Annotated in this window: 18 protein-coding genes; 11 read left to right on the top strand and 7 right to left on the bottom strand. The window is 74.1% G+C overall.

The window, feature by feature from the left end; translation table 11 throughout:
- The first annotated feature begins 51 nt into the window (after positions 1-51).
- The 4 genes from ABZ562_RS02925 to ABZ562_RS02910 all read left to right on the top strand — a co-directional run bounded on the left by ABZ562_RS02925 (position 52) and on the right by ABZ562_RS02910 (position 5,771).
- Entirely contained in the window at positions 52-1,245 is a 1,194-nt protein-coding gene (locus ABZ562_RS02925) for an FAD-dependent monooxygenase (RefSeq protein ID WP_361473104.1), read from the top strand.
- Between the two features lie 130 nt (positions 1,246-1,375).
- A complete protein-coding gene (locus ABZ562_RS02920; protein WP_361473101.1) occupies positions 1,376-2,692 on the top strand; it encodes an NAD(P)/FAD-dependent oxidoreductase in 1,317 nt (438 codons plus the stop codon).
- Between the two features lie 29 nt (positions 2,693-2,721).
- Entirely contained in the window at positions 2,722-4,554 is a 1,833-nt protein-coding gene (locus ABZ562_RS02915) for a transketolase (protein WP_361473098.1), read from the top strand.
- Between the two features lie 149 nt (positions 4,555-4,703).
- Entirely contained in the window at positions 4,704-5,771 is a 1,068-nt protein-coding gene (locus ABZ562_RS02910; protein ID WP_361473095.1) for a phosphatidylinositol-specific phospholipase C domain-containing protein, read from the top strand.
- A gap of 1 nt (position 5,772) precedes the next feature.
- Here the strand turns inward: ABZ562_RS02910 and ABZ562_RS02905 are convergent, their stop codons facing one another.
- Positions 5,773-6,009 carry a dodecin gene (locus tag ABZ562_RS02905; protein WP_361473092.1) on the bottom strand — a complete coding sequence of 79 codons (237 nt, stop codon included), beginning with the start codon at positions 6,007-6,009 and terminating at the stop codon, positions 5,773-5,775.
- A gap of 101 nt (positions 6,010-6,110) precedes the next feature.
- Positions 6,111-6,572: a universal stress protein gene (locus ABZ562_RS02900; protein WP_361473089.1), complete on the bottom strand. Its 462-nt coding sequence runs from the start codon at positions 6,570-6,572 to the stop codon at positions 6,111-6,113.
- Between the two features lie 269 nt (positions 6,573-6,841).
- On the opposite strand from ABZ562_RS02900, the gene ABZ562_RS02895 reads away from it, so the two are divergent.
- Positions 6,842-7,693, top strand: coding sequence for a metallophosphoesterase (locus ABZ562_RS02895; protein WP_361473086.1), 852 nt, complete (start codon positions 6,842-6,844; stop codon positions 7,691-7,693).
- Positions 7,694-7,706: 13 nt separating this feature from the next.
- Here ABZ562_RS02895 and ABZ562_RS02890 read toward each other — a convergent pair whose 3' ends face one another.
- Entirely contained in the window at positions 7,707-8,477 is a 771-nt protein-coding gene (locus tag ABZ562_RS02890; protein ID WP_361473084.1) for a DUF4239 domain-containing protein, read from the bottom strand.
- A gap of 128 nt (positions 8,478-8,605) precedes the next feature.
- Here ABZ562_RS02890 and ABZ562_RS02885 point away from each other — a divergent pair, with 128 nt between their 5' ends.
- Positions 8,606-9,058: a hypothetical protein gene (locus tag ABZ562_RS02885; RefSeq protein ID WP_361473081.1), complete on the top strand. Its 453-nt coding sequence runs from the start codon at positions 8,606-8,608 to the stop codon at positions 9,056-9,058.
- Between the two features lie 386 nt (positions 9,059-9,444).
- On the opposite strand, the gene ABZ562_RS02880 is transcribed toward ABZ562_RS02885, so the two are convergent.
- Positions 9,445-11,100, bottom strand: coding sequence for an acyl-CoA dehydrogenase family protein (locus ABZ562_RS02880; RefSeq protein WP_361473079.1), 1,656 nt, complete (start codon positions 11,098-11,100; stop codon positions 9,445-9,447).
- 127 nt (positions 11,101-11,227) lie between these two features.
- On the opposite strand from ABZ562_RS02880, the gene ABZ562_RS02875 reads away from it, so the two are divergent.
- Positions 11,228-11,968, top strand: a complete 741-nt coding sequence (locus ABZ562_RS02875; RefSeq protein ID WP_361473076.1) for a PaaX family transcriptional regulator C-terminal domain-containing protein — start codon at positions 11,228-11,230, stop codon at positions 11,966-11,968.
- Positions 11,969-11,976: 8 nt separating this feature from the next.
- On the opposite strand, the gene ABZ562_RS02870 is transcribed toward ABZ562_RS02875, so the two are convergent.
- The 3 genes from ABZ562_RS02870 to ABZ562_RS02860 all read right to left on the bottom strand — a co-directional run bounded on the left by ABZ562_RS02870 (position 11,977) and on the right by ABZ562_RS02860 (position 15,337).
- Positions 11,977-12,981, bottom strand: coding sequence for a LacI family DNA-binding transcriptional regulator (locus ABZ562_RS02870; RefSeq protein ID WP_361473073.1), 1,005 nt, complete (start codon positions 12,979-12,981; stop codon positions 11,977-11,979).
- Between the two features lie 123 nt (positions 12,982-13,104).
- A complete protein-coding gene (locus tag ABZ562_RS02865) occupies positions 13,105-14,085 on the bottom strand; it encodes an acyl-CoA dehydrogenase (protein ID WP_361473070.1) in 981 nt (326 codons plus the stop codon).
- 79 nt (positions 14,086-14,164) lie between these two features.
- A complete protein-coding gene (locus ABZ562_RS02860) occupies positions 14,165-15,337 on the bottom strand; it encodes an acyl-CoA dehydrogenase family protein (protein WP_361473068.1) in 1,173 nt (390 codons plus the stop codon).
- 54 nt (positions 15,338-15,391) lie between these two features.
- Between ABZ562_RS02860 and ABZ562_RS02855 the strand changes: the two genes are divergently transcribed.
- The 4 genes from ABZ562_RS02855 (at position 15,392) to ABZ562_RS02840 (ending at position 18,514) form a co-directional block, all read left to right on the top strand.
- Positions 15,392-16,183: an SDR family oxidoreductase gene (locus ABZ562_RS02855; protein WP_361473270.1), complete on the top strand. Its 792-nt coding sequence runs from the start codon at positions 15,392-15,394 to the stop codon at positions 16,181-16,183.
- A gap of 54 nt (positions 16,184-16,237) precedes the next feature.
- Entirely contained in the window at positions 16,238-16,852 is a 615-nt protein-coding gene (locus ABZ562_RS02850; RefSeq protein ID WP_361473268.1) for a TetR/AcrR family transcriptional regulator, read from the top strand.
- A gap of 10 nt (positions 16,853-16,862) precedes the next feature.
- Positions 16,863-18,020, top strand: a complete 1,158-nt coding sequence (locus ABZ562_RS02845) for an acetyl-CoA C-acetyltransferase (protein WP_361473065.1) — start codon at positions 16,863-16,865, stop codon at positions 18,018-18,020.
- A 71-nt stretch (positions 18,021-18,091) separates the two neighbouring features.
- Positions 18,092-18,514, top strand: coding sequence for a septal ring lytic transglycosylase RlpA family protein (locus tag ABZ562_RS02840; RefSeq protein WP_361473062.1), 423 nt, complete (start codon positions 18,092-18,094; stop codon positions 18,512-18,514).
- Positions 18,515-18,521 lie beyond the last annotated feature (7 nt).

The raw sequence follows: 18,521 nt of genomic DNA, 5'->3' as shown, positions 1-18,521 counted from the left end.
GCGGGCCCTATGGTGCTGTCACCTCTTCCCGACCCTCTGTCACGGAGCACCATGACCAAGGCCCTGATCATCGGTGGCGGCATCGCCGGCACGGTCACCGCGATGGCCCTGCACAAGGCGGGCATCGACGCGGTCGTCTACGAGGCGTACCCTCCCGACGCCACCGACACGGGCGGTGCGTTCCTCCTCGTCGCGAACAACGGCCTGGAGGCGCTGCGCACCATCGACGCCCACGGGCCGGTCCTGGAGCACGGCTTCCCGGCCACCCGCGTCGAATTCATCAGCAACACCGGCAAACGGCTGGGCGACAAGCCGATGGCCGGCGCGGAGGACGGCGGGCTGGGGGCGGTCACGATCGGACGCGCCACCCTGGCCCGGGTGCTGCGCGAGGAAGCGGTGCGCCGCGGAGTGCGCGTCGAGCACGGCAAGCGGCTGCTGGCCGCCCAGACCGGCCCGGACGGCCGCGTCGTGGGGTCCTTCGCGGACGGCGGCCGGGCCGTGGGCGATGTCCTCGTCGGCGCCGACGGAATCCACTCCCTCATCCGCCGGACCATCGACGCGGGCGCGCCCCGGCCCCGCTACACCGGGCAGCACACGGTGTGCGGCTACACCCGCGACGCCGCCGACCCGCCCGCCCCGAAGACCTACCGGATGGTCTTCGGCAAGCAGGCGTTCTTCGGCTGCACCACCGCGCCCGACGGCGAGGTGTGGTGGTTCAGCAACGCCCCGGCGGCCGAGTTGTCCAAGGCGGAGCTGGCCGCCGTCACCCCCGGGCAGTGGCGGGAGCGGCTGACGGAACTGTTCGCCGAGGACCCCACCCCGGCCGCCGACATCGTCCGCGCGACCGGCGAGAACATCGTCGCCACCGCCGCGTACGACCTGGTCTCCACCCCCGTCTGGTCCGAGGAGGGCATGGTCATCGTGGGCGACGCGGCGCACGCGTGCGCGCCCAACGCCGCCCAGGGCGCCTCGCTGGCCATCGAGGACGGTGTGGTGCTCGCCAAGTGCCTGCGCGATCTGCCCGGCCCGCGGTCGGCGCTCGCCGCTTACGAGGGACTGCGCCGCGAACGGGTCGAGAAGGTGGCCGCGAACAGCGCGGGCCTGGCCCGCCGCAACGCCCCCGGGCCCGTCAAGCGGGCCCTGCGGGACGCCACGATGCCCCGCAGGCTCGACCGGGCGGGCACCACCGGCGACGACTGGCAGACCGGCTACCGCATCGACTGGGACGAACCGGTCCGGTCATAGCCCCCGCGGCAGCCTCCGGCGCGGGCGGCGGGATTGCCCACCGGGCGGAGGCCGGCCGCCACCCCAGGTTTGACCGCGGCCCGCACGGGCACTTGGAGCGCTCTGCCCTCGTCGTGCCCGGGAGTTCCGTGTGAGCCCAGTACGCATCGTGATCGTGGGGGCCGGTTTCGCCGGTTACCAGGCCGCCCGTACGCTGTCCCGCGCCCTGCGCCGCACGGCGGAAATCGTCCTGATCAACCCCAACGACTATTTTCTGTACCTGCCGCTGCTCCCCGGGGTGGCCGCCGGCGTCCTGGAACCCCGGCGGGTTTCGGTGTCCCTCACCGGCACCCTGCCGCACGTCCGGCTGGTGCTGGGCAACGTCGACTCCGTCGACCTCACCGGCCGCCGGGTGGCCTGGACCGACCCCGAGGGCGAGCGCGGCGAGATGAGCTACGACCGGCTCGTCCTGGCGGTCGGCAGCGTCAACAAGCTGCTGCCGATCCCGGGCGTGGCCGAGCACGCCCACGGCTTCCGCGGCATGCCGGAGGCCCTGTTCCTGCGGGACCACGTCACCCGCCAGCTCGAGATGGCGGCCAACACCCGGAACGCCCGCGAGCGGGCCGCGCGCAAGACCTTCGTGGTGGTGGGCGCCGGGTACACCGGCACCGAAGTGGCCGCCCACGGCACCCTGTTCACCGACTCCCTCGCCCGGCGGAACGCCGCGCTGCGCGGCGAGTCCCGGCCCCGTTGGATGCTGCTCGACGTGGCCGAGCGGGTGCTGCCCAGCCTCGACGAACGGCTGTCCCGCACCGCGGACCGGGTGCTGCGGCGGCGCGGGGTCGACGTCCGGATGGGCACCTCGGTCAAGGAGGCCACCTCCGACGGGGTGCTGCTCGACGACGGCGAGTTCATCGACACCCGGTCGCTGATCTGGTGCGTCGGCGTACGCCCCGACCCGCTGGTGGAGAACCTCGGGCTGGCGACCGAGCACGGGCGGCTGCGGGTCGACCGGTATCTGGCCGTCCCCGGCCATCCGGAGGTGCTGGCCTGCGGGGACGCCGCCGCCGTGCCGGACCTGACCCGGCCGGGCGAGTTCACGCCGATGACCGCGCAGCACGCGCAGCGCCAGGGCAAGGTGGCCGCCCACAACATCCTCGCCTCCTTCGGACGCGGCACCCCGCGCCCGTACAAACACCACGACCTGGGGTTCACGGTCGATCTCGGCGGGGTACAAGCGGCCGCGGACCCGTTGCACATCCCGCTGGCCGGCCCCGCGGCCAACGCGGTCACCCGCGGCTACCACCTGATGGCGATGCCCGGCAACCGGATCCGGGTGGCCGCCGACTGGCTGCTGGACGCGGCGCTGCCGCCGCAGGCGGTGCAGTTCGGCCTGGTGCCGTCCTGGTCGGTGCCGCTGGACACCGAGTCGCCCGAGGTCGCGCAGCACGGCCGCGGCGGCGGCTGAACCGCGGGGACGAACCTGGAAGGAGAACAATGCGACACGAACAGCTCAGCGAGCTCGGGCAGCAGCTGCGGGTGGACTCCGTGCGGTCCTCGGCCGCCGCCGGGTCCGGCCACCCCACCTCGTCGATGTCGGCGGCGGACCTGATGGCCGTCCTCATGGGCAACCACCTGCGCTATGACTTCGAAAAGCCGGAGCACCCGGGCAACGACCACCTGATCTTCTCCAAGGGGCACGCCTCCCCGCTGCTGTACTCGCTCTACAAGGCGGCCGGGGCGCTCAAGGACGAGGAACTGCTCACCTTCCGCAAGCTCGGCAGCCGGCTGGAGGGCCACCCCACCCCGGAACTGCCCTGGGTGGACGTGGCCACCGGATCGCTCGGCCAGGGGCTGCCCTTCGGCGTCGGCATGGCGCTGGCCGGCAAGCGGCTCGACCACGTCTCCAGCCGGGTCTGGGTGCTGTGCGGGGACAGCGAGATGGCCGAGGGCTCGGTCTGGGAGGCGTTCGAGCACGCCGGCCACGAACGGCTGGACAACCTCACCGCCATCATCGACGTCAACCGGCTCGGCCAGCGCGGCCCCACCCGCCACCAGTGGGACCTCGACGCCTACGCGCGCCGCATCCGCGCCTTCGACTGGCACACCATCGAGGTCGACGGGCACGACATCGCCGCGATCGACCGCGCGTACGGCGAGGCGACATCGACCGTCGGCCGCCCCACCGCCATCATCGCCCGCACCCAGAAGGGCCGCGGCGTCGCCTCCGCGGAGAACCACGAGGGCATGCACGGCAAGCCGCTGAAGGACCCCGAGGAGGCCATCGCCGAACTCGGCGGCGTACGGAACATGGCGGTGCCGGTGCTCGGCCCGCCCGCGGAGAAGCCCACCCGGCCCACGTCGGAAGGCCCGCTGAGCCTGCCGCGCTTCAACACCGGCGACACCGTCCCCACCCGCGACGCGTTCGGCGAGGCGCTGGCCGCCGTCGGCACCGCCCGCGGCGATGTGGTGGCCCTCGACGGCGAGGTGGGCGACTCGACCCGGCTGGAGTACTTCCACAAGGAACACCCCGAGCGCTACTTCGAGTTCTACATCGCCGAACAGCAGATGGTGGCCGCCGCGGTGGGCATGCAGACGCGCGGCTGGACCCCGTACGCCTGCACCTTCGCCGCCTTCCTCACCCGCGCCTACGACTTCGTCCGGATGGCCTCCGTCAGCCGCGCCGACCTCAACCTGGTCGGCTCGCACGCCGGGGTCGCCATCGGCCAGGACGGGCCCTCGCAGATGGGTCTGGAGGACCTGGCGGCGATGAGGGCCGTGCACGGCAGCACCGTGCTCTACCCGTGCGACGCCAACCAGACCGCCCAGCTGACCGCGGCCATGGCCGAGCTGTCGGGCATCCGCTACCTGCGCACCTCGCGCGGCGGAACGCCCGTCATCTACCCGTCCTCCGAGCGCTTCCCCATCGGCGGGTCCAAGATCCTGCGCGCCACCGAGAGCGACCGCGTCACCCTCGTCGCGGCCGGGGTCACCGTGCACGAGGCCATCGCCGCCGCGGACCGGCTCGCCCAGGACGGCATCTCCGCCCGCGTCATCGACCTGTACTCGCTCAAGCCGGTCGACGCCGAGGCGCTGCGCACCGCGGCCGAGGTGACGGGCCGACTGATCACCGTCGAGGACCACCACCCCGAGGGCGGTGTGGGCGACGCGGTCCAGGGCGCCTTCGCCGACGGCGGCCCGGCGCCGCGCATCGTGCGGCTCGCCGTACGGAACATGCCGATGTCCGGCACCCCGGCCGAGCAGCTGAATCAGGCCGGGATCGACGCCGAGGCGATCACCGCGGCGGCCCGCGAACTCGTGGCCGCCTGAGGCGACATGGGCCGATGAGGCGGATCTGAGCCGAGCACACCCCGACCGACCCCAGAACCCCTCCGTGTGACGAAGTCCCTCTCGTCACCCGTGAGTCCCTCCCGTACGCTGCTGCCCAGTTCTGATGGCGGCGGCAGGGGTGGGGTCGGATGGGCAACTCGGGGAGATCCGCGTCCGGCGGGGCGCGGCACACGCGGACGGTGGCGGTCGCCGCGGCGGCCGCCGCACTGTGTCTGACGGCGTCGGCGGGCGCGAGCCCGGCCGCCGCCGCCGAGCCGTCGTACGCCGCCACCACGGGGGTGGGCGTGCACAACGCGTACGAGAAGGCGAAGTATCCGTACTTCGCCGACGCGCTCGACTCCGGCGCCTCCCTGCTCGAACTCGACGTGTGGACCAATGTGTTCGGCGCCGGGTGGCGGGTCTCGCACAGCAACCCGCTCGGCAACGACAACAACTGCGAGAACGCCGCCACCCCCGCCGAACTGCGCACCAAGGCCCGCGACCAGAGCCTGGCGGGCTGCCTCGCCGACATGAAGGCCTGGCACGACGCCCACCCCGGTCACCGTCCCATCGTCATCAAGACGGAGCTGAAGGACGGTTTCTACGACAAGAGCGGCCGCGGCCCCGACGACCTCGACGCGCTCCTCGGCGCCACCCTCGGCGACGCGCTGCTGCGCCCCGCTGACGTGGTGGGCGGCCACACCGACCTGGACGAGGCGGTACGGGCCGGGGCCTGGCCGTCCCGGTCCGCGCTCGCGGGCAAGTTCATCGTCGAGCTGATCCCCGGCACCGTCGAGGAGAACAACCCGCTCGACACGCTGTGGACCGACCGCGAGTACGCCACCCATCTGCGCGATCTCGCCGCCGCCGGAAGGCTGCGCGAGGCGGCCGCCTTCCCCGCCGTCCACACCGCCGCCGCCGGCGACCCGCGCACCCGGTACCAGGACGCCGCGATCCGCCCGTGGTTCGTGTTCTTCGACGGCGACGCCTCCGCGTACGTCACCCGGAACATCGACACCGCATGGTACGACGCCCGCCACTACATCCTGATCATGACGGACGCGCAGAACGTCGCTCCCGCCATCGACGGCACCCACCCCACCGAGGCCCAGGCCCGGGCGCGGGTGAACGACCTCGCCGCGCGGCACGCCAGCCTCGCGACCGCCGACTGGTATCCGCTGCCGTCCGTGCTGTCCGCCGTCGTCCCCCGTGGCTGAATCAGCCGGGCAGATCACCGGAGCCGGAGTCGGTCTCCTCCAGCCGGAATCCGACCTTCAGCCCTACCTGGTAGTGCGCGATCCGGCCGTCCTCGATATGCCCGCGGACGGCGCCGACCTCGAACCAGTCGAGATTGCGCAGCGTCTTCGAGGCACGGCTGATGCCGCTGCGGATCGCGTCGTCGACGCTCTCGGTGGACGAGCCGACGATCTCCGTCACCCGGTAGGTATGGGACATGGCAGTCTCCCCGGTCCTGGGGCGGTCCGATGGTTCCTCTCCCCACGGTGCCTCACCGCGCCCCCGTCCGCGAGCCGGACGCCGCCGGCGCGCCCGGCGGGCTACGGCACCACCGTGACCGGCCAGCGCCCCGCCTTGACCAGCCGGACCGCCACCGAGCCGACGATGCGGTGCCCCGCCTGCTCGGACGCGCCGACCACCACCGCGTCGGCCTTCAGCTCGTCCGCCGCCGTCACCAGGCCGTTGTACGGATCGCCGCGGAAGGTGTGGAACTCCCAGCGCACCTCGAAGACGCCGCGCAGCCGCTCGGTCGCCTCGCGCACCTCCCGCAGCAGTTCCTCGGCCACCTCTCCCGTGGTGTCGGCCACGGAGGCGCCCAGCGCCGCACCGGCGGCCATCACGGGCTGGATGTACACCAGGGCGAGCAGCGCGTTCTGGCGCCTGGCCAGCCCCGCGGCGTACGCGACGGCACGCCAGGACGAGTCGGAGCCGTCGACACCGGCCACGATAACCTTCGGTCCGTCAGTTCCGCGCTCGAAGGCCGCGGGAAGTTTGTCCACCACATCTGCGAGGCTAGCGCCAGGGGGTGTCTTGTCGATCAGGCAGGGTCAGCGAGCGGCGTCTGGTGCGGTGGCTCGCAACCCGCGTGAGGAGAGCGCAGCGGCGCTGCGTGCGACGAGCGCGGGGCGGCGAGGTGCCGTGCCAGGCGTCGGGAGCCCGGCATGATCGGCAAGACACCCCCTCGGGGAAACGGGTGGTCATCCGGCCCGTCCCCGCGGCGGTACCACGCCGCGACCGCAACTTGACCGCCGACCGTACGACAGGAGAAACAATGGGCGGCACGCACCGGGGCGAACTACTCGCCATCAGTGACCTGCACGTGGCCTACGAGGAGAACCGGGCGATCGTGGAGCGGCTGCGGCCCGGCTCCGAGGACGACTGGCTGATCGTCGCCGGGGACGTCGGCGAGGTCTTCGCCGACATCGAATGGGCGCTGGGGCTGCTGAGCGAGCGCTTCGCCAAGGTCATCTGGTCGCCGGGCAACCATGAGCTGTGGACCCACCCCAAGGACCCGGTGCAGGCCCGGGGCGTGGCGCGCTACGGGGCGCTGGTGGAGATGTGCCGGAGCAAGGGCGTCGTCACGCCCGAGGACCCGTACCCGGTGTGGGAGGGCATCGGCGGGCCGCTCATCATCGCCCCGCTGTTCCTGCTGTACGACTACACCTTCCGCCTCGACGGCATCACCACCAAGGAGGCCGCCCTCGCCCACGCCCACGACGAGGGTGTGATCTGCACCGACGAACACTTCCTGCACCCCGACCCCTACCCCACCCGCGACGCCTGGAGCCGCGCCCGGGTCGCCGAGACCGAGGCCCGGCTCGCGGCCTGCGACCCCGCGCTGAAGACGGTGCTCATCAACCACTGGCCGATGACCCGGCTGCCCACCCGCGTGCTGCGCTACCCCGACTTCGCCCTGTGGTGCGGCACCGAGCTGACCGCCGACTGGCACGTCCGGTTCCGCGCCGAGACCGTCGTCTACGGGCATCTGCACATCCCGCGGACCACGGTGGAGGACGGGGTGAAGTTCCAGGAGGTCTCGGTCGGCTACCCGCGCGAGTGGAAGGCCCACGGCCGGCTGCCCGAGGACCCGCTGCGCCGGGTGCTCCCGGTGCCGGTGTCCTGACCCGGGAGGGAGGTCACAGACCTCCCCGGGCGCTGGGGAACAGGTCGGTGAAGGGCGTCGTCGCGTCGCCGACCGACCGCCCGAAGGGATCGTCGAAGTCCCACACCAGGTAGAGCAGGAAGATGATGAGGGCGGTGAACATCACCGCCAGCATCAGTTCCCGTGGTGAGCGGCGGATCTGCAGGGTGAAGACCAGCCCGATCACCAGCGCCGCGCCGAACAGCAGCCCGAACCACACCACCTCGGGCATCGTCGGCCCCGCGTTCTGCTGGCGGGCGCCCCGCGCGTCGTCGACGGCGGCCACCTGGTCCACGAGCGGCTGGTAGGCCTGCGCCTGGAGTTCGCTGTGCGGCTTGGCCATGGTGACGTCGTGCCGCAGCCTGGCGAGCAGGTCGGCGCCCCGGTCGGTCAGTTCGCCCCGGTCGACCATCACCTTCCACTCCCGGGACACCACATGGCGCACATACGCGTCGACGTCGTCACGGATGCGGTCGCGCACCGGCTGGGGGTAGACGCTCACCCGCTCGGTCACCTCGTGCAGCGCCTGTGCCTCCGTCCGCACCCCGTCCTGGGCGGCGCCGCGGGCCTCCCAGACCCCGGCGATGGCCAGGCCCAGCACGATCGCGTAGACCACGCCGATCATCATGATCATGTAGTCGAGGACATCGGGGGTCTCGCTCGGGTCGTCGTCCTCGCCGAGCCGGCGGGCGTTGAGGATCGCGAGGACGACGACGAGCGAGCAGGTCCCGGCCGTCAGAAGAGTCAGGATCAGCCATTCGGGCATGGGTAACCTCCGGTACGAAAAGGCCGGGACGGCCGGCGGTGGGCGCGGGTCAGCCGCGCCGGCCGCGCGAGCCGGAGCGTGAGCGCGAGCGGGGGCGGAGCGCGGCGGCCGCGAGGACCGCGGGCGCGGTGAGCAGCAGGGTGAACGTGACCAAGGAGGTCCCGCCGTCGGGTTGGTGGTGCGCGGGCTTGTGGTACGCGCGCACCTCGACGCGGCGGGTCCCGCTCGGCGCGGGAGCCGGCTCGGGGGGCGGTGCCGGAGGTTTCGGGGGCCGGGCCGGCGGAGCGACCGGAAGCGGCGCCGCGGGGCGCCGCGTGGACGGCGCGGGCGCGGGCTCTGCCGGACGGGCGGGCGCGGGGGCGCGCGGCGGCGTGGGGCGCGGCGCCGGGCTGGCCGAAGGCGACGCGCTGGGCGTGGGCGTCGGCGAAGGGGTCGGCGTGGGGCTGGGTGTGGGTGTGGGCGTGGGTGTGGGTGTGGGCGTCGGCGTGGGCGTCGGTTTGGGCGGAGTGGGCGTGGGCGTCGGCTTGGGCGGCGTGGGCGTAGGCGTCGGGGTGGGCTTGGGCGGCGGGCACCAGCCGTAGCGGAATCTGAGCCAGCCCCGCCGCGCCGCCACCGACGCCCTGACGCACCTGCAGAAGCCCGGGCCGATCTGGACCCGCGCCCGCAGCCTCACCCCCGCACGCGGCCCATGGTCCGCACCCCCGTCCCCCGCCGCCGCCCCGCCCCGGACGTCGATCGTCGGCCGCGGGGCGGTGGTGGCGGCCCCCTGGCCGTCACCGTCCCCGTCGGCCACGGCTGTCGCCCCCGTCGAGGCGAGCAGCAGGGCCGTCGTGAGGACCCCCGCCCGCCATGCGCCATGCCATCGATTCACGAGGAGATATTCGGCTGAACGGACCGCCGTCAGCCCTATGCCCCCGATGATTCGCCCGAATAGGGGAAATAATAAGGAGATTTCCGGGAGTGAGGTTTACGCCCGCAGGTCCTTGGGCCGGGCCCGGTCCAGGATCGGGCCGGTGTCCGTCCCCGGCGGCAGGGTGCCGAAGGCGTGCCCCCAGTCCCCGTCGAGCCGGGAGGCGCAGAACGCGTCGGCGACCGCCGGGTGGCTGTACCGCACCAGCAGGCTGCCCTGCAGGACCAGGGTCATCTGCTCGGCGAGGCGGCGCGCGAGCAGCTGCGCCCGCTGCGGATCGGCGACCTGCGGCAGCAGCGCGCGCAGCCGGGTCACGGCCGCGTCCAGCCGTGCGTCGGCCCCGGCGGCGGTGTCCACCTCGGCGAGGAAGGCGTCCAGCGCGCCCGTCTCCCGGCCGAGGGCGCGCAGCACGTCCAGGGCGGCGACGTTCCCCGAGCCCTCCCAGATCGACTGCAGCGGCGCCTCCCGGTACAGCCGCGGCATGCCGGAGTCCTCCACGTAGCCGTTGCCGCCCAGGCACTCCAGGGCCTCGGCGGCGTGGGTGGCGCCGCGCTTGCACACCCAGTACTTGCTGACCGCGAGCCCCAGCCGGCGCAGCGCCGCCTCGCCGCCGTCCCCGGCCTCGGCGCGGTCCAGGGCCGCGGCCAGCCGCATCGCGAGCGTGGTCGCCGCCTCCGACTCGACCGCCAGATCGGCCAGCACGTTGCGCATCAGGGGCTGGCCGATCAGCTCGGCACCGAAGGCCCGGCGGTGCTCGCAGTGGTGCAGCGCCTGCCGCAGCCCGGCGCGCATGCCCGCCGCCGAGCCGATCACGCAGTCCAGCCGGGTCACGTTGACCATCTCGACGATGGTCCGCACCCCGCGCCCCGGTTCGCCGATCCGCCAGGCCACGGCGCGGTCGTACTCGATCTCGGAAGAGGCGTTGGAGCGGTTGCCCAGCTTGTTCTTGAGCCGCTGGAGGTGCAGGGCGTTGCGGGTGCCGTCCGGCAGGACGCGGGGCACCAGGAAGCAGGTCGGCCCCTCGGGGGTCCGCGCCAGCGTCAGGAACACATCGCTCATCGGCGCGGACGTGAACCACTTGTGGCCGGTGAGCAGGTACGTGCCGTCGTCCGCGGCCGCGGGGGTGGCCTCGGTGGTGTTGGCGCGCACGTCCGAGCCGCCCTGCTTCTCCGTCATCGACATGCCCGCGATCAGCCCGCGCTTGGTGAGCGGCGCGCGCAGCCCGAAGTCGTAGACGCGGGCGGTCAGCAGCGGCTCGTACACGGCGGCCAGCTCCGGTTCGGCGCGCAGCGCCGGGACCGCGGCGTACGTCATGGAGATCGGGCAGCCGTGGCCGGGCTCGGCCTGGGCGAAGGCGTAGAACGTGGCCGCGCGCGCCAGGTGCCGCCCGGGGCGGGTCTCGGCCCAGGCCGCCGCGTGCTGCCCGCTCTCCACGGCGGCGGTCATCAGCTGGTGATAGGCGGGGTGGTACTCGACCTCGTCGATCCGGTGCCCGTAGCGGTCGTGGGTGTGCAGCACCGGAGGGTGCTCCTCCGCCATCCGGGCCCAGTCCTGGACCTCGGCGGAACCGGCCCGGGCGCCCACCTCCCGCACCCGTGGCTCGGCCCATCCGGCGCCGTCCCGGCGCAGGGCCTCCAGCAGGGCGGGCTCGTCGGCCGTGCTGAATTCGGCGAGGGGCGGAGCCTGGTTGAGGACTTCGTGCGTCGCGCTCATGGAAAGGGTCTCCTGGGGTCGCCGCGGATGCCGGGCCGTGGACCTGGGGTCTCTTACACTTTCAGTATGCGTGATGGGAAACTGTAATGGTAGGTGGGCGGCGTGATGGATAGGGTTCCGCACAGTTATGGACGACACCGGAACGCTCACGCTGCGCCCCCTGACGGCGCGCTCGATCGTGCTCAGCACCCTGCTGGGCCACCATCCGCCGGAGCTGCCCGCCCGCGCGCTCGTCCGCGTCGGCGCGCTGTTCGGCACGGCCGAGGGGACGGTGCGGGTCGCCCTCACCCGGATGGTGGCCGCCGGTGACCTCGAACAGCACGGCGGCGCCTACCGGCTCACCGACCGGCTGCTCGCCCGCCAGGCCCGCCAGGACGACAGCCGCGCGCCCCGCACCCGGAGCTGGGACGGCACCTGGGAGATCGCCGTCGTCACCCCCGACCGCCGCCCCGCCCCCGAGCGCGCCGCGCTCCGCCAGGCGATGGCCGCGCTGCGGCTCGCCGAACTCCGTGAGGGCACCTGGCTGCGCCCCGCCAACCTCGTACGCCCCCGCCCGCCCGTCGTCGCCGAGCAGTGCGGCTGCTTCACCGCCACCCCGGAGGACGACCCGGCCGCCCTCGCGGCCCGGCTCTGGGACCTGCCGGAGTGGGCCGGCCGGGCCCGCCGCCTCGCCGACGCCCTGGACGCGGCGTGCAGCCCGGCCGACCGCTTCACGGTGGCGGCGGCGGTGCTGCGGCATCTGCTGACGGACCCGGTACTGCCGGACGAGCTGCTGCCGCGGGGGTGGCCGGGCGCCGACCTGCGGGGCAGGTACGACGCGTTCGAGCGGGACTTCCGCGGGGAGCTGCGCCAGTACACCGCCCCTTGACGAGGTGGCTACGCCGAGCCGCGCAGCACCAAATCCACGTCCAGCACCACCGCCGGTTCGATCGCCTCACCGCCCGCCAGCCGCAGCAGCTGACGCGCCAGCCGCCGCCCGATCTCCGCGATCGGCTGCCGCACGGTCGTCAGCGGCGGGTCCGCGTACCGCGCCGCCTGCACATCGTCGAAGCCCACCACCGCCACGTCCTCCGGCACCCGCCGCCCGGCCTGCCGCAGGGCCCGCAGCACCCCGAGGCCCATGAGGTCGGAGGCCACGAAGACGGCGTCCAGCTCCGGCCGCCGCCCCAGCAGCTCCCGCATCGCGACCGCGCCCGACTCCTGCGTGAAGTCCCCGGCCGCCACCAGCGGTTCCCGCCCCGCCTCGGTCAGCGCCGTCCGGTAGCCGGTCAGCCGGTCGATACCGGCCACCATGTCCTGCGGGCCCGCGACCGTGGCGACGCGGGTGCGGCCGGAGCGGAGCAGATGCGCCACGGCCAGGGCCGCGCCCCCGGCGTTGTCGACGCCCACGTACGGCAGCGCCGCCGGGCCCAGCAGCCGCTCGTTGCAGACCACCGGAATGCCCATGCGGGCCAGCGCGGCGGGCAGCGGATCGGCGCCGTGCACGGAGGCGACCATGACCCCGTCGACGTGGCGCGCCAGGGCGAAGCGCTCGATGCGGTCCCGGCTGGCGGGGGAGCGGGCCATCATCAGCACCAGCTGCTTGTCCGCGCCCTCCAGCTCCTGGCCGACGCCGCGCACCACGCCGGGGAAGAACTGGTCGTCCGAGAACACCCGGCCCGGCTCCTCGGGCAGGACGAGCGCGAACGAGTCGGTGCGCTGGGTGACCAGGCTGCGGGCCGCCTGGTTGGGTACGTACCCCAGCTCCTCGACGGCCCGCAGCACCGCCGCCCGGCTGTCCTCGGCGACCCTGGTCGAGCCGTTGACGACGCGGGAGACCGTGGCGCGCGAGACGCCCGCGTGCCGGGCCACGCTCTCCAGGGTGGGCCGGGGCCGGTGCATCGCCGCTACCTCGCTGTTCGCTTCGCCGCCTGCTGTTCGTCGGTACAGCATGGATCAGGACGCGGACCGGATGACACTCCTCCGGCGGCAGGAGGCGAGCGGCCGTTAAGGAAGCGAGCGGCCTCAGGACGCGAGCACCCGGGCGCGGCAGGCCGAGGGGGAGCCCCAGGCGCCCCGCAGGGCGCGGGCCTTGCGGATCCACAGCGACAGGTCGTACTCGTCCGTGTAGCCGATCGCGCCGTGCAGCTGGAGGGCGGTGCGCGCCGCCGCGTACGCCGCGTCGCCCGCCGCCACCTTGGCGGCGGCGACCTCGGCCCCGGCCCCCGGGCCGCCCGCCGCGAGCGCGACGGCGGCCCCGTGGAGCAGCGGCCGGGCGAACTCCAGCCCGATGAGCACATCCGCCACCTGGTGCTGCACCGCCTGGAACGAGCCGATCGCGCGGCCGAACTGGGTGCGCTGCTTGACGTAGGCGACGGTCCGGTCCAGCAGCGCCAGCCCGGCGCCGAGTGACTGCGCGGCCGTGGCGAAGGCGGCCCAGTCCGCGGCGCGCGCGGCGGCCGCGGCGACGGCCGGGCCCCGCGCCAGCCGCTCGCCCCCGGGCAGCGGCGGGGCGAGCCGCCGGGCGGGGTCGAGGGAGGTCCGCACCGGACCGTGCCCCGGGGCCAGCCACAACTCCTCGCCGCGCACGGCCAGGACGGCGTCGGCGGCGTCCGCGTCCAGGGCGTACGGACCGGCGTCGGCCATCGCCACGGTGACCATCGCCTGCCCGGAGGCGATACGGGGCAGCCAGTCCCCGGCCACGGGGGACGCCGTCAGCAGCACCGCCGCCGCGGCCGTCTCGGCCCACGGCCCCGGCGCGGCGTGCCGCCCCAGCTCGACGCAGGCCACGGCCAGCTCCACCGGCAGCGGCCCCACCCCCTGGTACGCCTCCGGCACGGCGAGCGCGGTCACCCCGGCCTCGGCGAGCCGCCCCCACAGCGCCCGCCCGGGCGCGTGCTCCCCGCGCGCCCACGCCCGCACCGCGCCGGGGGTGTCCGCCGCGCCGAGCATCCGGCCGAGGGTCCGGCCGAACTCGCGCTGCGCCTGGTCCAGCAGGAATCTCATGCGCGGTCGCCCTTCGTCTTCCGCCGGGGTGTGGCCGGGAGTCGTGTTCCCGCCGTACGCGGGGTCGCGAGCGGGCCGCTCACCGCCTGCCCTTCGGCAGGCCGAGCAGCCGCTCCGCCACGATGTCCCGCTGGATCTCGTTCGTCCCGGCGTAGATCGGCCCCGCCAGCGCGAAGACATAGCCCTCCGCCCAGCCGTCCTCCGCCAGCTCACCGCACGGCCCCAGCAGATCCAGGGCCGTTTCGTGGAGGCTGATGTCCAGCTCCGACCAGAACACCTTGTTGAGGCTCGACTCGGCCCCGAGCGCTTCCCCGGCGGCCAGCCGCGAGGCGCCCGCGTAGGCGAAGAGTTCATACGCGCGGGCGCGGATCACCGCGTCGGCCACCCGGTCCCGCAGGGCCGCGGCCGCCCCGCCCGCCTCCTCCCCTTCCCCGGCGGCGGCGCGTGTCCGCCACAGGGCGGCCAGACGGCGGGCGGCGGCGGTGAAACGGCCGGGACTGCGGAGGGTCAGCCCGCGCTCGTTGCCCGCGGTGCTCATCGCGACCCGCCAGCCCTGCCCCGGCTCGCCGATGACGTCCTCGTCGGGCACGAACACCTCGTCCAGGAAGAGTTCGGCGAAGGCGGGCTTGCCGTCGAGGCGGCCGATGGGGCGGACGGTCACCCCCGGCGCGTCCAGCGGGAACATCAGATACGTCAGCCCCCGGTGGGGCGGGGCCCCGGGCTCGCGGTGGCTGCGGAACAGTCCGAAGGCCCGGTCGGCGAAGGCCGCCCGGGAGGACCACGTCTTCTGGCCGGTCAGCAGCCAGCCGCCGTCCGCGCGCCGGGCGGTGGAGCGCAGCGAGGCGAGGTCGGAGCCCGCCTCCGGCTCGGACCACGCCTGCGCCCAGATCACCTCGCCGCGCGCCATCGGCGGCAGGATCCGGGCCCGCTGCCCGGCGGTGCCGTGGTCGAAGAGAGTGGGGGCCAGCAGGCTGATGCCGTTCTGGCTCACCCGGCCGGGCGCGCCCGCCGCGTAGTACTCCTCCTCGAACAGCAGCCACTCCAGCACCGACGCGCCGCGCCCGCCGTACTCCTCGGGCCAGGTCACCGCCGACCAGCGGCCGGACGCCAGGGTCCGCTCCCAGGCGCGGTGGGCGGCGAACCCCTCGGCGGTCTCCAGGGACGGCAGCGCGGCGGCGGGCACATGGGCCGCGAGCCACCCCCGGGCCTCGGCCCGGAACGCCTCCTGCCGCTCGGTCAGGTCGAGATCCATCGGGCCCCCGGCTCCTTCCCTAACAAGTGTTTGGTAGGTTACCGTGGCGCCGTGATGGACAACAAGCCGTCGTACGTCCCCGGCCACGGCCTGCTCACCGGCCGCACGGCCGTCATCACGGCCGCGGCGGGCGCCGGGATCGGCGGCGCCACGGCCCGCCGGTTCCTGGAGGAAGGCGCCCGGATCGTCATCGGCGACGCCCACGCACGCCGCCTCGAGGAGACGGCCGCCGCCCTCGCCGAGGAGTTCGGAGCGGATCGTGTCGCCGGGCTGACCTGCGATGTCACCGACGAGGACGCGGTGGCGGCGCTGTTCGACCTCGCCGAGGACCACCACGGACGGCTGGATGTCGTGGTCAACAACGCGGGCCTCGGCGGCACCGCCGAACTCACCGAGATGACCGACGAGCAGTGGCACAAGGTCATCGACGTCACCCTGGGCGGCACCTTCCGCTGCACCCGCGCCGCCCTCCGCCGCATGAAGGCCCGCCCGGCAGGCGGATCCGGGACCGTCGTCAACAACGCCTCCGTCGTCGGCTGGCGCGCCCAGGCCGGCCAGGCCCACTACGCCGCCGCCAAGGCCGGGGTCATGGCGCTCACCCGCTGCGCCGCCGTCGAGGCCGCCGCGTACGGGGTGCGGGTCAACGCCGTGGCGCCGAGCCTGGCCATGCATCCGCACCTGGTGAAGGTCACCACGCCCGAGCTGCTGGCCGAGCTGACCGAGCGCGAGGCGTTCGGCCGGTACGCCGAGCCCTGGGAGGTCGCCAACGTCATCGTCTTCCTGGCCAGCGGCTACGCGTCGTACATGACGGGCGAGACGGTCTCCGTCAGCAGCCGGCACCCATGAGCCCGGCACCCGTGGGCCCGGCGGCGGTGAGGCGAGAATGGGAACGTGCCGAAAATCAGCGGGAACAGCAAGAAGACCACCGTGAGCCCGTCCCCCGAGCGGCGCCGCGAACTGCTCTCGACGGCGGCGGAGGTGTTCGCCGCCCAGGGCTACAACGCGACCACCGTCCGCCGGATCGCGGACGAGGCGGGGATGCTCGCGGGCAGCCTGTACTACCACTTCGACTCCAAGGAGTCGATGGTCGACGAGATCCTCTCCACCTTCCTCGACGAGCTGTGGGCGGGGTACGAGGGCGTGCTGCGGGCCGGGCTCGGCCCCAGGGAGACCATCGAGGCGCTGGTCACCGAGTCCTTCCGGGAGATCGACCGGCACCGGGCCGCCGTCGCGATCTACCAGAAGGAGTCCCGGCAGCTCGCAGCCCTGCCCCGCTTCGGCTATCTCACCGACTCGCAGCGCAGGTTCGAACAGGCCTGGCTGGGCACGCTGGAGCGGGGCGTGGCCGACGGGGTGTTCCGCGCCGACCTCGACAGCCGGCTGGCCTACCGCTTCCTGCGCGACACCGTCTGGGTCGCCGCGTCCTGGTACCGGCCCGGCGGACAGCACAGCCCCGAGGAGATCGCCCGCCAGTACGTGTCGATGGTCCTGGACGGCATCACCCCACGAGACTGAAGGAGCAGCCATGGCCGAGGCATTCATCGTCGAAGCGGTACGGACCCCCGTCGGCCGCCGCAAGGGCGGGCTGGCGTCCGTCCACCCGGCCGACCTCGGCGCGCACGTCCTGCGCGCGCTGATGGAGCGCTCGGGCGCGGACCCGGCCGCCGTCGAGGACGTGGTCTTCGGCTGTCTGGACACCGTCGGCCCGCAGTCCGGGGACATCGCCCGCACCTGCTGGCTGGCCGCCGGGCTGCCCGAGGAGGTGCCGGGCGTGACCGTCGACCGGCAGTGCGGCTCCTCCCAGCAGGCCCTGCACTTCGCGGCGCAGGCGGTGCTCTCCGGCACCCAGGACCTGGTGGTCGCGGGCGGCGTGCAGAACATGTCGCAGGTGCCGATCGCCTTCGCCAGCCGCCAGGCGGCCCAGCCGCTGGGACTGACCGAGGGGCCCTTCGCGGGCTCCGAGGGCTGGCGGGCGCGGTACGGCGACCGGCCGGTCAGCCAGTTCCACGGGGCCGAGATGATCGCCGAGAAGTGGGGGATCGGCCGCCCGGAGATGGAGGAGTTCGCGCTCCGTTCCCACCGGCGCGCGATCCGCGCCATCGACGAGGGCCGCTTCGACCGTGAGGTCGTCCCGTACGGGGACGTCCACGCGGACGAGGGGCCGCGCCGGGACACCAGCCTGGAGAAGATGGCCGCGCTCGCCCCGCTCATGGAAGGCGGCCGGCTCACCGCCGCGCTCTCCTCCCAGGTCTCCGACGGCGCCGCCGCGCTGCTGGTCGCCTCCGAACGGGCGTTGCGCGAACACGGCTTGACCCCGCGCGCCCGCGTCCACCATCTGTCGGTGCGCGGCGAGGACCCGATCCGGATGCTGTCCGCGCCCATCCCGGCCACGGCGTACGCGCTGAAGAAGACCGGCATGACCATCGCCGACATCGACCTGGTGGAGATCAACGAGGCGTTCGCACCGGTCGTACTGGCCTGGCTGCGGGAGAGCGGCGCCGACCCGGAACGGGTCAACGTCAACGGGGGCGCGATCGCGCTGGGCCACCCGCTGGGCGCGACGGGCGCCAAGCTGATGACGACCCTGCTGCACGAACTGGAGCGCACGGGCGGGCGTTACGGCCTTCAGACCATGTGCGAAGGGGGCGGCCAGGCCAATGTGACCATCGTCGAGAGGCTGTGAGGGCGCCGTCGGGTGCGGCGATCGGACGCCTCCGCCTGGCGGCCCCGCGCGGCCCCGCACATGATGGCCGCATGGCGTGCGGATCGACCAGTCTCGGGAACGGCGAGGCCACCTGGTTCTGCTGTGGCAACGCCTGGGGCCCGTGTGCCGCCGCGGGCGGCGGCGCCTGCGGCACGTGCAAGTCCAGTGCCCTGCAGGCCGCCTGGCCCAACGCGTCGAAGGCGTGCTGGGACATCACCCGGCCGGATCTGTGCGGCGAGGACCTGCCGCGGCGCGGCTGCGGCTCGGCCATCACGGTGCGCCACCTGTGCTCCGGCGCGTCCGTCTGCGTCACCGTCAGCGACTGCGGTCCGCGCACCCGGAGCTTCTGCGGCGAGTCGAGCTGCTGCGACGGCGTCTGCCGCAGCAACCGCGTCATCGACCTGACCCCCGCCGCCTTCTCCGCCATCGGCAGCCTCAGCTCCGGCACCCTGCCGGTCTCCCTCTACGAGTGAGCGGGGC

It is taken from the genome of Streptomyces sp. NPDC019937 (genome assembly GCF_040631655.1).
Lineage (GTDB): Bacteria > Actinomycetota > Actinomycetes > Streptomycetales > Streptomycetaceae > Streptomyces.
The sequence above is the reverse complement of the archived record's forward strand: the minus strand, read 5'-3'. Positions and strand labels throughout refer to the sequence as shown.

Coding starts and splice junctions, on each gene's coding strand:
- ABZ562_RS02895 (WP_361473086.1), top strand. CDS start 6,842: ATGGGCGGCACGCACCGGGGCGAACTACTCGCCATCAGTGACCTGCAC.
- ABZ562_RS02880 (WP_361473079.1), bottom strand. CDS start 11,100: ATGAGCGCGACGCACGAAGTCCTCAACCAGGCTCCGCCCCTCGCCGAA.
- ABZ562_RS02860 (WP_361473068.1), bottom strand. CDS start 15,337: ATGGATCTCGACCTGACCGAGCGGCAGGAGGCGTTCCGGGCCGAGGCC.
- ABZ562_RS02865 (WP_361473070.1), bottom strand. CDS start 14,085: ATGAGATTCCTGCTGGACCAGGCGCAGCGCGAGTTCGGCCGGACCCTC.
- ABZ562_RS02840 (WP_361473062.1), top strand. CDS start 18,092: ATGGCGTGCGGATCGACCAGTCTCGGGAACGGCGAGGCCACCTGGTTC.
- ABZ562_RS02875 (WP_361473076.1), top strand. CDS start 11,228: ATGGACGACACCGGAACGCTCACGCTGCGCCCCCTGACGGCGCGCTCG.
- ABZ562_RS02915 (WP_361473098.1), top strand. CDS start 2,722: ATGCGACACGAACAGCTCAGCGAGCTCGGGCAGCAGCTGCGGGTGGAC.
- ABZ562_RS02855 (WP_361473270.1), top strand. CDS start 15,392: ATGGACAACAAGCCGTCGTACGTCCCCGGCCACGGCCTGCTCACCGGC.
- ABZ562_RS02925 (WP_361473104.1), top strand. CDS start 52: ATGACCAAGGCCCTGATCATCGGTGGCGGCATCGCCGGCACGGTCACC.
- ABZ562_RS02890 (WP_361473084.1), bottom strand. CDS start 8,477: ATGCCCGAATGGCTGATCCTGACTCTTCTGACGGCCGGGACCTGCTCG.
- ABZ562_RS02845 (WP_361473065.1), top strand. CDS start 16,863: ATGGCCGAGGCATTCATCGTCGAAGCGGTACGGACCCCCGTCGGCCGC.
- ABZ562_RS02870 (WP_361473073.1), bottom strand. CDS start 12,981: ATGCACCGGCCCCGGCCCACCCTGGAGAGCGTGGCCCGGCACGCGGGC.
- ABZ562_RS02905 (WP_361473092.1), bottom strand. CDS start 6,009: ATGTCCCATACCTACCGGGTGACGGAGATCGTCGGCTCGTCCACCGAG.
- ABZ562_RS02910 (WP_361473095.1), top strand. CDS start 4,704: ATGGGCAACTCGGGGAGATCCGCGTCCGGCGGGGCGCGGCACACGCGG.